The organism is Flavobacterium sp. CBA20B-1, assembly GCF_028473145.1.
GTDB lineage: Bacteria > Bacteroidota > Bacteroidia > Flavobacteriales > Flavobacteriaceae > Flavobacterium.
On the sequence record NZ_CP092370.1, the window covers coordinates 1,097,644 to 1,112,134 of the forward strand.

Sequence of the window (14,491 nt, forward strand, 5' to 3'; positions counted from 1 at the left end):
TTTGAAAATAACAAATCCGGTAGTTTTTATGAACTATCGGATTTTTTTTTATATTTACATTCAAATTTTATAACAATGAGAAAAAGCATTCTACTAGTTTTATTTACAATGACTTGTTTTTTAAGTCAGGCACAAGAAATTAAATGGATGAGCATGAAAGATGCTCTGGCTGCACAGAAAAAAAATAAGAAACCTATTTTTATTGATGCATACACTGTGTGGTGTGGTCCATGCAAAATGTTAGATAAAAACACATTTTCCGATCCAAAAGTTGCTAAAACAATCAACGAAAAGTTCAACCCTGTAAAATTTAACGCCGAAGGAAACGAAGAAATTCAATTTGGGGGTAAATTATTTAAGAATCCAGGTTATCAAGAAGCTCGAAAAAACTCTAGAAACGGATTGCATGAATTTGCACAATTTATTGGTGTTCAAGCTTATCCTGATATGATTATTTTGGATAAAGACGGAAAAAAAATTAAGGACATTTTGGGTTATCGTACCCCAGATCAGTTATTGTCTGAGTTATAATTTATATTAAAACTTCCCTTGTTGCGCATATCGTGGTAAGGGATTTTTATTTTCTTCAAATACGCAGCATATTCTTCGTTTAAATAGGCATAATTGCTGCTGTGCAAAATTACTTGTTTTGGTTGGGTATAATCAATTAATCGCTCTATGTTTACTTTGGCGTTCTGATACAAAACCAAATAATCTATTTTTTTATTGGGATAAACCGCTAAACTGTCAACAATAAGCCAACTTTTGTTGTTGATTGTAAAACTATTGCTCAATGAGTCTATTTTCTTTTGCTTGATTCCATTGTGCAGCAAATAGTTCTTAATACTGGAGTGGACAATTGGTGAAGCATTTCCGATTTGTGCTACACAAGTTCCTGATCTATTCAAAAAAATCACATTTGTTCGATCTGCAACCAATACCAATTCACTTGTCGAATTGTTTCTATATACCTTTTGAATACTTGCTAGTTGAAAACTAATAAGCAAACACATAGACAATAAAATCTTTCGATTTTCTTTCTTTTGGAAATACCAAAAAACGCTCATGACAAACAAGAATGCTGTGATAGCCTGCAAACTGCTGAAATGTACATCGAATGCTTTCATTGGAAATAAAGTATTGAGTTTTGCCAATGTATCAAAACACAAATTGCTTGCAAATTCCAACACAATCGTTCCATAGCTAGCGGTTTTCAACCAAATAAAACTGACAATTAGTTGCACAAACCACGAGGTCAACAAAGCGGTTGCAATTGGCACAGCTATTAAATTGCCCAATAAAAACAAAATAGGCACTTGGTTAAAATAGTACACACTTATGGGCAAAATACCTAATTGTGCCACCAAAGATATACCGATTAACTGTGTAAAATAATTGATGATGGGGTTATTAAATGTGAAAAAACGCTGTATAACCGGAAAGCAAAAAATAATTGAGAAAACAGCCGCATAACTTAACTGAAATCCAATATCAAACAAGTAATTAGGCGCTACCAACAAAATCAACAGCATACTGCTTGCTAAAATGTTGTAAGTGATAACCCTTCGCTCAAAAACAGTACCAAATAGCACTAAAATACACATAAGCGATGCCCGTACCACCGACCCTGCAAGACCCGCCATGAAACTAAACATAATTAAAAACAGCACTAAAACCATCAGAATTAGTTTTGCTGGAACGCGCATTTGTTTTAAGATGTAATTTAACGTGGAAAACAAAATAAGCACATGCAAGCCCGAAACTGCTAAGATATGCATGATACCAAAATCTTTGAATTGGTTTTGCAAATTGGTGTCTAAATTATTTTTAACACCAAAAAGCAATGCTTCTATAAAACCTTTTGTTTGATCAGCATAACCCATTTTAGAAAACTGTTCCATTAAAAGGCTTCTAAAGTCGGCTATTTTTGAAATTACAGAATGCTCCTTTCTTATCAAAACTGCCGGATAATAAGAAGCTATTTGGTAATGAATATTTTTTTGTTTCAGATAGTTTTTATAATCAAAATCATAGGGATTTCTAGGGTATGGCACTTCTTTTATAGAGCCTACAATTTTGTAAACTTCACCCACTTTTGGCGTTTTTTGTTTGTTGGAAAATGTAACCAATACAGTAGGTTGCTGCGGGTGTGAAATTAAATCGGCATATATACGATGCGAATAAGAATTTGATTTTAATACACGAATTGTTTTTACTGTAAATTCCGTTTCATTTAATTGTTGCACCTCGATTTTCTTATTTGCCAAACGATGAAATGTAAAACCCAAGGCTATAAAAAGGCTACATACCGCAATAAGTGTAAAAAAATTATAGTTTTTATGGAAGCCTTTATTGTATTGCATCAAAATAAAGAACCCAAATAGCAACAAAGCAATTACTCCAAAAATCAAGGCAAACTGAATCGATAGCCCAGTATATAAGCTACAAAAAATCCCACTAACATATGAAAATGTAATGGGATAAATTGGATATTTCATTACTTTATTCATTAAAATAAAGATATGAAAAAATGAATATTAAATAACTAACTATAATACTTGTCTGTCGTACACACGGTTTATTTGCACAAACCCTCTGCTGTAATAGGCTTCTTTTGTTGAATTGATAGAAACACCTTTTGAAGTAGCCGAGTGAATGAATTTAATATCATCACCGTTTACTTCGATTACAATACCTACGTGATTTATTACGCGAGATCCTCCGTTTTTAAAGAAGATTAAATCGCCTGGTTTTGCTTCTGAAGCTGCCACACGCTCACCGCGCGATGCCATTTCTCTGGAAGTTCTTGGAAGGTTGATGTTGAACTGATCGAATGCAGATTTAACAAACCCCGAGCAATCCATACCCGAGCGTGACATGCCGCCCCATTGGTATCTGATTCCTTGATAATCATTTGCCACATTGAGCAATTGTTCTGTTAAATAGCAATACTTATTTTTTTCAACTTTTTTTGATGGTTTATCTAACTCATCATCAATTGCGTTCATTTTTTTATTAATGTTTGCAATTGTAGCTTCTTCTTTTGCTTTTTGTGATGTTGTGGTCACAGTAGTGGTTTTTTTAGCTGTTTGAGCCGATACCTCTGTGGTTAAACATACAGCAATCAACGTTGCGAACGTTAAAGCCAAATTTTTCATTAATTAATATTTTGAAATAGAATTTATAATCTTTGCTTTGGTGTATCACAAATATAGGCGATTTAATTTTCTTAACCTTCTTAAACAACTCTTAAAGTTTTCTTAATTATGTTGATAACTCGCTCACTTGCACCACCCCCTCCTAATCTTTCACTTAATTCACGGTACTTTGCAAGCATTTCATCTCTTTTAGGATTGTTAATAACTTTATCAAATTCTTTTTTTATGGTAGCTGTATTGCAGTTGTTTTGAATCAATTCGGTAACAATTTCCTCATCCATAATTAAATTTACCAACGAAATATATTTCAATTTAATAATTCGCTTTGCAATTTGGTACGATAGTTCATTTCCTTTGTAAACCACTACTTGCGGTACATGAAACAAAGCAGTTTCTAAAGTGGCTGTACCCGAAGTTACCAAGGCTGCATAGGCATAGTTCAGTAAATTATAAGTATCGTTTAAAATAAGTTTTACGTTTTCTTGATTAATAAACCGCTTGTAAAATTCGATACTTAAACTTGGCGCACCCGCAATCACAAATTGAAACTGAGGATAATCATTTACAATACGCAACATTTCAATAAGCAAGCGCGAAATTTCTTGTGTTCTACTTCCGGGTAATAAAGCAATGATTGGGCGATTGTCTAACTGATGTTTTGCTCGAAAATCTATCGCTTCATTTTTTTTAAATTGCTCAATAGCATCTAAAAGCGGATGCCCCACATAATGCACCTTATATTGATGTCTTTGTTCGTAAAAATCTTTTTCAAAAGGCAAAATAGTGTACATGTGGTCCACATCGCGTTTTATTGCTTTAATTCGGTTTTCTTTCCATGCCCAAATTTGGGGAGAAATATAATAATGAGTGCTGAAACCTTGCTTTTTTGCCCATTTTGCAATACGCATATTAAACCCTGGATAATCAATAAAAATAAGCACATCGGGTTTAAAAGTGGCAATATCTTTTTTGCAAAGCGCAATATTTTTCAGAATGGTTCTTAAATTAGCCAGCACTTCTGCAAAGCCCATAAAAGCCAAATCTTTGTAATGTTTCACCAAAGTGCCACCTACTTGTTGCATTAAATCGCCGCCCCAAAAACGTACTTCGGCATTGGGTTCTGCTTTGTAAAGGGCTTTCATTAAATTGGCACCATGCAAATCGCCCGATGCTTCGCCTGCAATAATATAATATTTCATTACCCTAAAATAATATAGAAACCTATTATAATGAATGAAAAAATCACACCTCGAGCACTAAAATAGTTTTCCCGATTCAGAAAAAAGTAAAAAAGGGCAATATTGGGTATCGATCCTAAAGAAAATGCTTTAGAAGCTACACTACTCATGCTAAAAATCACCATTTCTTGCAACGGATTCATCCCTGTAAATAAGCGAAATAGAATGCATCCAAAAACGAACGAAAGCAGCAATGCTACAAATGTTCCCAATAAAAATTTTAAAAACTTATTCATTATAATTCCCATGTGTTTAGTTGCTGCATGGCGTGGTATGCAGTTAAATCGTATTGTATAGGCACCACCGCAATGTATCCGTTTGCCAACGCCCATTCATCTGTATCATTGCCTTTGTCGTGGTTTACAAATGTGCCGGTGAGCCAATAATATTTTTTTCCGTGCGGATTAACGCGTTCATCAAACTTTTCTACCCAAGTAGCTTTTGCTTGTCGGCAAATTTTTATGCCTTTAATGTTCTTTTCTGCCAATTTAGGAAAGTTCACATTTAAAACCACACCTTCTGGCAAACCATTCTTAATGGTTTCTTCGGTGATTTGTTTCACAAATTTCTTAATAGGCTCAAAATCGGCATTCCAACTAAAATCGCCTAACGAAAACCCAATGGCTGGAACACCACTCATACCTGCCTCTACCGCAGCAGACATGGTTCCAGAATAAATCACGTTCGACGCCGAATTGGATCCATGATTGATTCCTGAAACACAAATGTCGGGTTTTGCTTTGATGATTTGGTCTATCGCAATTTTCACACAATCAACCGGAGTTCCTGAACAAGCAAATTCTTTAATTCCGTCTTTATCAATATAAACCTGTTCCAAAAAAAGGGTGTTATTTACGGTAATGGCATGTCCCATCCCAGATTGCGGACTGTCTGGTGCTACTACAATCACTTGCCCAATTTCTTTCATAACACTGATTAGGGTGCGAATGCCCGGAGCGGTTATTCCATCATCGTTTGTAACTAAAATCAACGGCTTTTTCATTGGATTGATAATTTGCTTTGTTGGTTGTTAAAATCCTTCTCAATTAATTCTTGTAAAAGTAATCATTTTAATCAAAAATCCGTGCATAATACCAAAGGGCGTATAATTGTTAACAAAATTTTATTTAAGCTTTAGTAGTTTTTATACACAGATTTTATTTACTTTAGTTGAAAATTTATTGATGACTGCTATTTGGCAATTTATGAAAAGAAATTATAAAGTATTAATACTTGTTGTGGCGCTGGCTGCAGCACTATGGAGTTTTATGCCTTCTAAAAAGGCAAATACGCCTGATCCGGAAAAAGAAGCGTTTTTAATGGGAGTTTTGAATTTTGTGTTGACCAATGCACACTACCACCCTGCCGATTTGAACAATGCCTTTTCTGAAAAGGTTTACAATAATTATTTAAAAGTAATCGACGGTAATAAACGCTACCTTCTTCAAAGTGATATCGATGGTTTTGAGAAATACAAAAACGATTTAGACGACCAGTTTAAAGAACAGCGCATTACTTTTTTCAACGAAAGTTATCCGGTTTTTCAATCGCGCATAAAAGAAGCTAAAATCTATTACAAAGAAATCTTATCCAAACCATTAGATTTCACCGTAACAGAATCTATCGATATCGATTATGAAAAACAACCGTTTGCAAAAACCAAAGAAGAGCTTAAAGAACGCTGGCGCAAACAGTTAAAACTAAATGTTTTATCGAGCATTGAAGACAAAATGAAGCTTCAAGAAAACGATTCTATTGGCAAAGAACCAAATAAAAACTTTGCCGAATTGGAAAAAGAATCGCGTGAAACAACTTTAAAATCACTGAACGAATTTTTTGAATTTTTCGAAGAGATTTCTCGTGAAGAATGGTTGTCGGTCTATATCAATACCATTTTAGAGCAATTTGATCCGCATACGAACTATCTGGCTCCGGATGATAAAAAGAAGTTCGACGAAAGTATGGCAGGTTCTATGGAAGGAATTGGTGCACAGCTTCGCAAAAAAGATCAAAATACCGAAATTACCGAAATAATTCCGGGAGGTCCTGCAATGCGACAAGGCGAATTGGAAAATGGCGATATTATTTTAAAAGTAGCCCAAGGCGATGAAGAACCGGTAGATATTACCGGAATGCGTTTAGACAAAGTGGTTAAAATGATCAAGGGCAAAAAAGGCACAGTGGTAAAATTAACCGTGAAAAAAGTAGATGGCAACGTAAAGGTAATTGCGATTGTTCGTGATAAATTCGAAATTGAAGACACTTTTGCAAAATCATCGGTTATTGAAACACCCGAAGGTAAATACGGAATGATTCATCTGCCTAAATTTTATATCAATTTTGAAAATAAAGAAAACCGCGATGCTTTTAAAGATGTTGCCAAGGAACTGGATTATTTAAAAGAACAAAAAGTGGAAGGAATCATTATCGATTTAAGAAACAACGGTGGTGGTTCGCTACAAACGGTGGTTGATATGTTTGGCTTGTTTATTCCGCAAGGACCGGTCGTGCAGGTAAAAGCAAAATCTGGCGAAAGCGATGTGCTCTACGACCGTGACAACAAAACACAATGGACTGGCCCGTTGGTGGTTTTAATCAATAATTACTCGGCATCGGCTTCTGAAATTTTCGCAGCTGCCATTCAAGATTATAACCGCGGATTGATTTTGGGTTCTAAACATTCATTTGGCAAAGGAACTGTTCAAAATTTATTAGATTTAAACCGATTTGGCAACAAGAAAATTGGCGATTTGGGTGCCATGAAATTCACAAGTCAAAAGTTTTATCGCGTAAACGGCGGATCTACCCAATTACAAGGTGTGGAAAGCGATATTATTTTACCAGACCGTTTCTTGTATGTGGATACAGGCGAACGCGATAACGACAATGCCATGGAATGGGATAAAATTGCAAAAGCAAAATACACTATTTTTGACTATAAATTTGCGCCGGTGATTGATAGAAGCAAAAAACGAATTGCAGCAAACAAAGAATTTAAACTGATTGACGAAAGCGCTAAATGGGTTAAAGCACAACAGGAAGACAATACGTTTCCGCTGAAATATGAAGATTATTTAGAAAAATCGAAACAATTAGAAGAGCATTCTAAAAAATTCAATGCCTTGAAAGACTATAAAAACAGTTTAATCTTTAAATCGTTGCCCCACGAAGAAGCGTTGGTTAAAAACGATAGCGTGTTGCAAAACAAACGCAAGCGTTGGTTTAAAAACTTAAACAACGATGTGTATGTAGAAGAAGCTGTAAATGTTTTAAATGATATAAAGACTCTTAAAAAATAACGCAAAGTGTTTAAAAAATTTGTTGCGGCAAATAAAAAAGCGCTCCAAAAATTCAAACGAAATTCTTGGGGCGTTTTTTCATTAGCCTTTATCGTAATTTTAACGTTCATAGCCCTTTTTGCGTATGTGATTGCACCCGACAACACCATAAATGCAAACAATGGCGATGTGTCAATCAGTACCCAAAAACCGGGTTTCACCGTGCAAATCATCAACATTCCACTGCAAAAAACTGCCAAAACATCGGTATTTGATTTTTTTACCGGCAAAGCCATAAAAGAGCAGTTTATCCCCATACTGTCGTATCAATTTAAAGGCGATACGCTTTATTACAATGAATTTTCGATCGATCCTGCCACCTCTCAAACAAAGTATATACTCACAAACCACTTCCCTACAACCAATCATCAATTGATTGAAGAAAACCATATTCAAACCAAAAAATATTGGCTGGGTACCGATAACCAAGGACGCGATTATTTAAGCAGATTGCTTGTTGGCGCACGTGTTTCATTGGCAATTGGTTTTGTAGCCGTTTTTATTTCCTTGATTATTGGCATTTCATTGGGAGCTGTTGCAGGCTATTTCGGTGGAAAAAACGATGCCTTTATTCTATGGTTAATCAACGTAATCTGGTCTATCCCTACCCTTTTGTTGGTTATTGCCATTACATTGGCCCTTGGCAAAGGATTTTGGCAAGTTTTTATTGCTGTTGGTTTAACCATGTGGGTAGAAGTAGCCCGAGTGGTTCGCGGGCAAGTAATGAGCGTAAAACAAATGCAGTATGTAACCGCAGCACGTGCGCTGGGTTTCTCTGACATGCGCATTATTTTTAAACACATTATTCCCAACATCATGGCACCGGTTATTGTGATTTCGGCAGCCAATTTTGCATCGGCAATTCTGGTAGAAAGTGGTTTAAGCTTTTTAGGTTTGGGTGCACAAGTACCCGTGCCAAGTTGGGGCGGCATGATTAAAGAACACTATAACTACATTATTTTGGGTAAACCACATTTAGCATTGATCCCCGGATTGGCAATGTGTATGGTGGTTGTTGCTTTTATGATGATTGGCAACGCACTGCGCGATGCATTGGATGTGAAGGGGTAGGTTTTTATTATCACGGATTACAAATCCGCGCCATCTGGGAACTCTTATTAGGAGATTTTAAGAGGTTTACAAGTAGAAACGTAATAAAAGCAATACAAGAAAATCCGAGAGAAAGCAGAAAAGAGTTTTTGTTAGACTATTTTAAGAAAGAAGCCGAAAAACGTACTAATACAACCAATTATCAATTTTGTAGGCAAGACAATAAACCAATTGAATTATGGAGTAATAAAGTAATTCAACAAAAAAATAGATTACATACATAATAATCCGGTTGAAGAAGGAATCGTTTTTAGACCCGAAGATTTTAAATATAGTAGCGCTCCAGATTATACCCGATCGCGCGGATTTGCAATCCGTGCGTAAAAATTCATTGAATTGAAATAAAAATGTAGTATGTCAACAAAGTATAAAGCAACAGAACCCGATCGCGCGGATTTAACTTCGTTCAGTCGGCTAAAGCCTCGAGTGCAATCCGTGCGTTAAATAAATAAAGAAGTTCATTAAAGACAACAAAAAAAGGGCAAAACCTACCAACTCTAAGCAACAATAAAAAACAAAAGTAAGCTTTTAAAACAGCATGAATTTATGAACAAAATTTTATCAATCATTTGCTTGGGCATTTACTTTTTATCTGTTCCATCATTTGCTCAAAAAAATATGGAACTTCAACAAGAGTTAAAAAATATTATTGCCACCAAAAATGCAACCATCGGTATTTCTATAAAAAACATAAAAAGTAAAGACTCTTTGAGCATTAACGGAAATTTGAATGGTTCTTTGATGAGTGTTTTTAAGTTTCATATTGCATTAGCTGTACTAAACTTGGTTGATGAAGGAAAATTGTCTTTAAACCAGAAAATCTATATTAAACAAGAAGATTTACATGAAAACACATGGAGCCCAATTCGCGACGATTATCCGAATGGAAATATGCTTTTAACATTAGACCAATTATTAAAATATACGGTTTCGCATAGCGACAACAATGGTTGTGACATTCTTTTAGAATTGATTGGAGGTACAGAAACGGTTCAACAATTTATTAATCAACAAGGCATCAATGATTTTACTATAAAAGTTAAATGAACAAGGAATGCAAACATGGCAAAACGCATATATCATCACTTCTACACCCTTGGCAACAACAGATTTATTGGAAAAGTTTCACACAGGAAAAATTTTAAAAAAGAAAACAACTAAGTATCTTTATAAAATAATGGCTGAATGCTCTAGAGGAACAACGTGGATGAAAGCTGGGCTACCAAAAGGTACAGAACTGGCTCACAGAACCGGAATATCGTATACAAATCAAGAGCATTTAAGAGCGGCTATGAATGATGTGGGGATTTTTAAACTTCCGAATGACAATCATATCGTTCTTTCTGTTTACTTAAAAAATATTACGGAAGAGCGGGCTGTTACTGAAAAAATACTAGCAGACATTGCAAAAGCTACTTGGAATTATTACACCAAAAAATAAAAATTATCTACAAATAGGCATCATTCGTTCTGAAGTTTGTGTTTTGAATCTTCCAATATCTTAAAACCTTACTCACATCTAATAGTAAAAAAAATCACATTTCTACTGAATCACAAACTGCTTTAAATCGTGGCGGTCGCCTTTAAAAATATTCAAATCTACTTTGGTTTCAATGCCGTTTACGGTGCCTTTATCGGTAAACTGCCAAAAATGCCAATCGTCGTTCATTTTTTCGCTGAACAAACTGTATTTGGCTATCCAAATTTTATATTCCGGGAAGTGTTCTTTTAAATGATGTTCGTAAAAATTAGCACCCGAATAAATAATGGGTTTTACGCCGTAATGCTTTTCAACAATAAGCAACCAATTTTTCAAGCCCTCGCGCATTTTTTCTTTGGATTGTTCTTTTGGAAGTTCCTCAATATCCAACACCGGAAAAAAATCTCCTGGTTCTAACTGGGTGTTTTTTATAAAATTTTGGGCTTGTTGCGTGCTGTTTTCATCAGGGCGGTAGTAATGATAAGCACCGCGAACCAATAATCTACTTTTGGCTTTTTTCCAATTGTACGTAAACTTGGTATCAACACCATCGATTCCCATGGTAGATCTTAAAAAAACATAATCAACCGCAAATTTTCCATACAGTGAATCAATTTCTTTCCAATCGATCTCATATTGATAATGCGATACATCGAACCCAAATAAACAATCGCTGTGTTTGTCTAAAATTTCTATGGCGCAGATGTCATGAACGGTAACTTCTTTGCTGTCTTCTTTCTTAAAAATTCGTTCATACAAATCTGTCACAAAATAGCCAATTCCGTCGCGGTAATGAAAAACCAAAAACAGCAACATAAGTAAAGTGTATGCTAAAACATGCCACTTCCAACGCGGTGTTTTTTTGCGTTTTCGGGTTGTTTTCTTACGCACGTATTTTTTAGGTTTTGCAGCTGTCATTTAGAATGTTTATGCTGCAAATTACGTTTATATTTTTTAAACAAGCAACTGCTTTTCAGGGAACTATTTTATGCGGTTGAATCCAAATAGGCGTGCACGGTCATCGGGTTTTCCACTGATTAAATTGGCAATTACTTGTGCGGCAATCATACTAAAAGTGATGCCATTTCCGCCATAACCCAAAGCAAAATACATGTTGGGTTTACCCGGATACAAGCCAATATACGGCAATCCATCTTTAGTAGCGCTAAAAGTTCCTGCCCACGACATATCGGTTACAAACGGAATTTCAGGAAACATTTTTTGAAACTTTTTTTCTAAAATCTGTGTTTTTTTAGTAAGCACTTTGTCTCTTTTTTCAGGATTGTTGTAAGCTTCGTCTTCTCCCCCAACAATAATGCGGTTATCGGCTGTGGTTCGCACATATAAGTAAGGTGTTTTGGTTTCCCAAATTAAAGCGCGTTTTTTCCAAATGAAAGAGGCGTCAACCGGATGTGAAACAATTGCAAAGGTGGACAATAAATCCATTACCTTTTTGGGTAGAAAAGTACCGGCTTCATATCCGGCGGCAATCACCACATTTTTGCAGTTAATGATGTTTCCGTTTTCAGTAACCAATTCATAACCGTTTTTGGTTTCGTTATAATCAGAAATTAAAGTGTGGGAGTATAACTGAAGTTCATTATTCTGCAAATGATGATCTAAGAGATATGTTGCGGCCTTGTAACAATCTACCTGAGCCGAAGTTTCGTTGTACAAAGCAGCCAAGGCATCAACACCTAAATGGTTTTTTAATGGCTCTTTTTCCAAAAATGTTACCGGCAACCCAGCTTCTTTTCTTACTTGAAATTCTTTTTGTAATAGTTTTTTTCCTTTTTGGTTAGATGCTAAAAGATAAGTGGGCACGCGTTCAAAATCGGGATCTTTTCCTATTGATTTAAAAACATTTTCAATATCTGTGATAGATTGTAAACAGTATTTATAAGCATCTTCTGCATCTTTTTTTCCTACTTTTTCAATTAAATCACACAAGGGTTCATCTATTTCATATTGCAGTTGCGAAGTTGATGCGGCTGTGCTTCCCGTTGCAATTGTTCGTTTATCAATCACCACGCAATCTATTCCCAAACTGCAAAGCGAATGAGCCACCAATGCGCCTGTGATTCCTGAACCAATAATTACTGTATGGGTTTCTATATTGGTTTTTAATGGCTTATAATAATTGTATAATGGGTTTAAAACCACCCAAAAAGGCATTCCGGAATGTAGATCCATACTAATTGTTTTTTACAGATTATCTAAAAATGATATGAAAACAACGAGATTGGCGTTCTTTCACAAAATATATTTTTCCCTGTGACTGGTATTTTTTTAATACCGTTTCTAAATGTTTTTCTAATTTAGAATTGCTTCCTAAATGATGATTGAACCGCACATACGAAATATCAATTGCCCCACCAAAAGAATGTGAGCTATCGTTTGAAGATGCATTGGAATTTACACGTCGCAATCTTTTTTGATCGGCTTCGGTACGCGTTAAAGAAGTCACCACAAAAAAGTTTTGTCCGGCAGCTTTCACAAAATCGCGCGCCAATGCGTTTAAAACTGTTCTTCCTTTAGGCACCAAATAAGCATGACTGTGGGTTAATTTATCAATACGATAGCCGTAACCACGCTGTTTTATCGCTACCAATTTGCCTTGCTTCACCAATTTGTTTAAGTGTGTTTTATCTTTAACCAAGCCCACGTTGTGACTTTTTGCAGCATTCAAATGCGTAAGATATTCTTTTGAAGGTTTGGTTTGTGCTGTTGCAATAAAAGAACACAGCAATAAAAACAGGACAAATTTTATACGATACATGAAGGGCTTAGTTTTGCACAAAAATAGTACTAATAATATGCTATCACAACAAAACAAATCAATTATTTTGCTATTTTATAATGATATACTTCTGTTAAAAAAGTCTTCTTACGATCGGCAGGTAAATTCTCAATCGATTTTAAAAGGATTTTTTTACAGGCAATGGCAAAATCGGTATGAAAAATCATCAGATAATAGCTATTAAAATAAATTTCATTGATTGATAAGCTGGATAAATACTTAAATAAAAACTCTTCTATAATTTCATTTTTGTCTTCTCCATTGTCAATCTCGATATTATAGCTTAAAAATTTAAAAACCGTATTTACATGAAAAACATATTCATCAATCACGTGCTCATCAAAATATATTTGCTTTTCGTGCACAAACAAGTCGCTTAATTGTAAATTTTTTATGGTGTGATGTGATGCTTTAAAATCCATAATTCCTACAAAAACGTTAGAAACTTGGTATTTCAATTTCATTAAATCACCTTGATTTTGTGGTTCGATATAATCTCCATTGTAGGCTATTTTTTTATTGGAATTATTTTCCAGTTTAAACTTTTTCAAGCTGTCAATCAGATAGATAAAATAAGGTTCTAACGATTGACGGATGTTTATTTTTACTTGAAGTTTCAAAATTTCATTTTGGCGTTTGTTGAATTCATATTGAATATAAAAAGCCATAAAAGTAAAAACCACGCTGCAAATTCCAATAATTGGAGCAGTAGTTCCACCAATGGCATCACCTAATTCATTTTTATCGGTTAAATCTATTATCCAACTTTTATGGGTAAACAAATAGGCTAAAAGCGGCACCACTACCACCATGATCAGCGCCATAACCAATCCCATAAAAACAACGCTTTTTTTCATCATTTATTTTTTATTAAAGATACATATAATATTGGTGAATTTGGTAGATGGTTGTGATTTGATGGGAAGCAAAAAAGGCAAAGAAAATTCTTCGCCCCTCAAAATTTAAAATGGTGTGGTTGCAATACGACCTAACCCAACAAAGGTTTCAATTTATTTCCTTGGTCAATAAATATCCAAATATTAATAAAAAATAAAATGCCTGCAATTGCCAAACCTTCGGGCGCAAATGTTGCGTTATGACAAAGAATACCAATCAAGACCGGAAAAATCATTAAAGCGCCTAACAATCTGGTTTTTGGTATCAACACCAACACACCACCTAATAGCTCAACAGCTCCCACCAACGGCAATAGCCATTTTAATGCAACCATTGCTTTTGCTATCTCTTGCATGGCGCTGTCCATCTCAGGTATTGGCATATAATGAACAAATTTATCCAGACCCGCGTTGGCAAACATCAATCCAAACAAAGCAAAAACTATATTCTTGAAAATTTTCATGTCTATT

General features: G+C 35.0%; 15 protein-coding genes. 5 read left to right on the plus strand and 10 right to left on the minus strand.

Annotation, left to right across the window (positions count from 1 at the left end):
* The first annotated feature begins 75 nt into the window (after nucleotides 1-75).
* Nucleotides 76-531 (plus strand): thioredoxin family protein, encoded by a 456-nt coding sequence (locus MG290_RS05475; protein WP_257498357.1) that lies wholly within the window; start codon nucleotides 76-78, stop codon nucleotides 529-531.
* On the opposite strand, the gene MG290_RS05480 is transcribed toward MG290_RS05475, so the two are convergent.
* The 5 genes from MG290_RS05480 to surE form a co-directional block, all read right to left on the minus strand.
* Nucleotides 510-2,510, minus strand: coding sequence for a ComEC/Rec2 family competence protein (locus MG290_RS05480; protein ID WP_319800356.1), 2,001 nt, complete (start codon nucleotides 2,508-2,510; stop codon nucleotides 510-512). The genes MG290_RS05475 and MG290_RS05480 overlap by 22 nt on opposite strands.
* 39 nt (nucleotides 2,511-2,549) lie before the next feature.
* Nucleotides 2,550-3,158: a C40 family peptidase gene (locus MG290_RS05485; RefSeq protein WP_264562862.1), complete on the minus strand. Its 609-nt coding sequence runs from the start codon at nucleotides 3,156-3,158 to the stop codon at nucleotides 2,550-2,552.
* 80 nt (nucleotides 3,159-3,238) lie between these two features.
* Nucleotides 3,239-4,357 carry a lipid-A-disaccharide synthase gene (gene lpxB, locus MG290_RS05490; RefSeq protein WP_264562863.1) on the minus strand — a complete coding sequence of 373 codons (1,119 nt, stop codon included), beginning with the start codon at nucleotides 4,355-4,357 and terminating at the stop codon, nucleotides 3,239-3,241.
* On the minus strand, nucleotides 4,357-4,632 hold the full coding sequence (locus MG290_RS05495) for a hypothetical protein (protein WP_257498353.1): 276 nt from the start codon (nucleotides 4,630-4,632) through the stop codon (nucleotides 4,357-4,359). The genes lpxB and MG290_RS05495 overlap by 1 nt, the downstream gene beginning before the upstream one ends.
* A complete protein-coding gene (surE, locus tag MG290_RS05500) occupies nucleotides 4,632-5,399 on the minus strand; it encodes a 5'/3'-nucleotidase SurE (RefSeq protein WP_264562864.1) in 768 nt (255 codons plus the stop codon). Before surE ends, MG290_RS05495 begins: the two co-directional genes overlap by 1 nt.
* Before the next feature lie 202 nt (nucleotides 5,400-5,601).
* Here surE and MG290_RS05505 point away from each other — a divergent pair, with 202 nt between their 5' ends.
* The 4 genes from MG290_RS05505 (at nucleotide 5,602) to MG290_RS05520 (ending at nucleotide 10,285) form a co-directional block, all read left to right on the plus strand.
* Nucleotides 5,602-7,695, plus strand: a complete 2,094-nt coding sequence (locus MG290_RS05505; protein ID WP_264562865.1) for a carboxy terminal-processing peptidase — start codon at nucleotides 5,602-5,604, stop codon at nucleotides 7,693-7,695.
* Nucleotides 7,696-7,701: 6 nt separating this feature from the next.
* On the plus strand, nucleotides 7,702-8,805 hold the full coding sequence (locus tag MG290_RS05510) for an ABC transporter permease (protein WP_264562866.1): 1,104 nt from the start codon (nucleotides 7,702-7,704) through the stop codon (nucleotides 8,803-8,805).
* A gap of 585 nt (nucleotides 8,806-9,390) precedes the next feature.
* Nucleotides 9,391-9,891, plus strand: coding sequence for a class A beta-lactamase-related serine hydrolase (locus tag MG290_RS05515; RefSeq protein ID WP_264562867.1), 501 nt, complete (start codon nucleotides 9,391-9,393; stop codon nucleotides 9,889-9,891).
* A 7-nt stretch (nucleotides 9,892-9,898) separates the two neighbouring features.
* A complete protein-coding gene (locus tag MG290_RS05520) occupies nucleotides 9,899-10,285 on the plus strand; it encodes a serine hydrolase (RefSeq protein WP_264562868.1) in 387 nt (128 codons plus the stop codon).
* A 102-nt stretch (nucleotides 10,286-10,387) separates the two neighbouring features.
* On the opposite strand, the gene MG290_RS05525 is transcribed toward MG290_RS05520, so the two are convergent.
* The 5 genes from MG290_RS05525 to MG290_RS05545 form a co-directional block, all read right to left on the minus strand.
* Nucleotides 10,388-11,242 (minus strand): GH25 family lysozyme, encoded by an 855-nt coding sequence (locus MG290_RS05525; protein WP_264562869.1) that lies wholly within the window; start codon nucleotides 11,240-11,242, stop codon nucleotides 10,388-10,390.
* A 63-nt stretch (nucleotides 11,243-11,305) separates the two neighbouring features.
* Complete coding sequence (locus MG290_RS05530; protein WP_264562870.1) at nucleotides 11,306-12,517, minus strand: NAD(P)/FAD-dependent oxidoreductase; 1,212 nt, start codon at nucleotides 12,515-12,517, stop codon at nucleotides 11,306-11,308.
* Between the two features lie 19 nt (nucleotides 12,518-12,536).
* Nucleotides 12,537-13,103, minus strand: coding sequence for a DUF5715 family protein (locus tag MG290_RS05535; protein ID WP_257498333.1), 567 nt, complete (start codon nucleotides 13,101-13,103; stop codon nucleotides 12,537-12,539).
* 62 nt (nucleotides 13,104-13,165) lie between these two features.
* Nucleotides 13,166-13,981 (minus strand): hypothetical protein, encoded by an 816-nt coding sequence (locus MG290_RS05540; protein WP_272586266.1) that lies wholly within the window; start codon nucleotides 13,979-13,981, stop codon nucleotides 13,166-13,168.
* A gap of 131 nt (nucleotides 13,982-14,112) precedes the next feature.
* On the minus strand, nucleotides 14,113-14,484 hold the full coding sequence (locus tag MG290_RS05545; protein ID WP_264562872.1) for a DoxX family membrane protein: 372 nt from the start codon (nucleotides 14,482-14,484) through the stop codon (nucleotides 14,113-14,115).
* Nucleotides 14,485-14,491: the final 7 nt, after the last annotated feature.

Bases quoted from the DNA above. Each gene is read 5' to 3' on its own strand.
- MG290_RS05545 (WP_264562872.1), bottom strand. From the start codon at position 14,484: ATGAAAATTTTCAAGAATATAGTTTTTGCTTTGTTTGGATTGATGTTT.
- MG290_RS05485 (WP_264562862.1), bottom strand. From the start codon at position 3,158: ATGAAAAATTTGGCTTTAACGTTCGCAACGTTGATTGCTGTATGTTTA.
- lpxB (WP_264562863.1), bottom strand. From the start codon at position 4,357: ATGAAATATTATATTATTGCAGGCGAAGCATCGGGCGATTTGCATGGT.
- MG290_RS05505 (WP_264562865.1), top strand. From the start codon at position 5,602: ATGAAAAGAAATTATAAAGTATTAATACTTGTTGTGGCGCTGGCTGCA.
- MG290_RS05515 (WP_264562867.1), top strand. From the start codon at position 9,391: ATGAACAAAATTTTATCAATCATTTGCTTGGGCATTTACTTTTTATCT.
- MG290_RS05535 (WP_257498333.1), bottom strand. From the start codon at position 13,103: ATGTATCGTATAAAATTTGTCCTGTTTTTATTGCTGTGTTCTTTTATT.
- MG290_RS05475 (WP_257498357.1), top strand. From the start codon at position 76: ATGAGAAAAAGCATTCTACTAGTTTTATTTACAATGACTTGTTTTTTA.
- MG290_RS05540 (WP_272586266.1), bottom strand. From the start codon at position 13,981: ATGAAAAAAAGCGTTGTTTTTATGGGATTGGTTATGGCGCTGATCATG.
- MG290_RS05520 (WP_264562868.1), top strand. From the start codon at position 9,899: ATGCAAACATGGCAAAACGCATATATCATCACTTCTACACCCTTGGCA.
- MG290_RS05530 (WP_264562870.1), bottom strand. From the start codon at position 12,517: ATGGATCTACATTCCGGAATGCCTTTTTGGGTGGTTTTAAACCCATTA.
- surE (WP_264562864.1), bottom strand. From the start codon at position 5,399: ATGAAAAAGCCGTTGATTTTAGTTACAAACGATGATGGAATAACCGCT.
- MG290_RS05480 (WP_319800356.1), bottom strand. From the start codon at position 2,510: ATGAATAAAGTAATGAAATATCCAATTTATCCCATTACATTTTCATAT.
- MG290_RS05495 (WP_257498353.1), bottom strand. From the start codon at position 4,632: ATGAATAAGTTTTTAAAATTTTTATTGGGAACATTTGTAGCATTGCTG.
- MG290_RS05525 (WP_264562869.1), bottom strand. From the start codon at position 11,242: ATGACAGCTGCAAAACCTAAAAAATACGTGCGTAAGAAAACAACCCGA.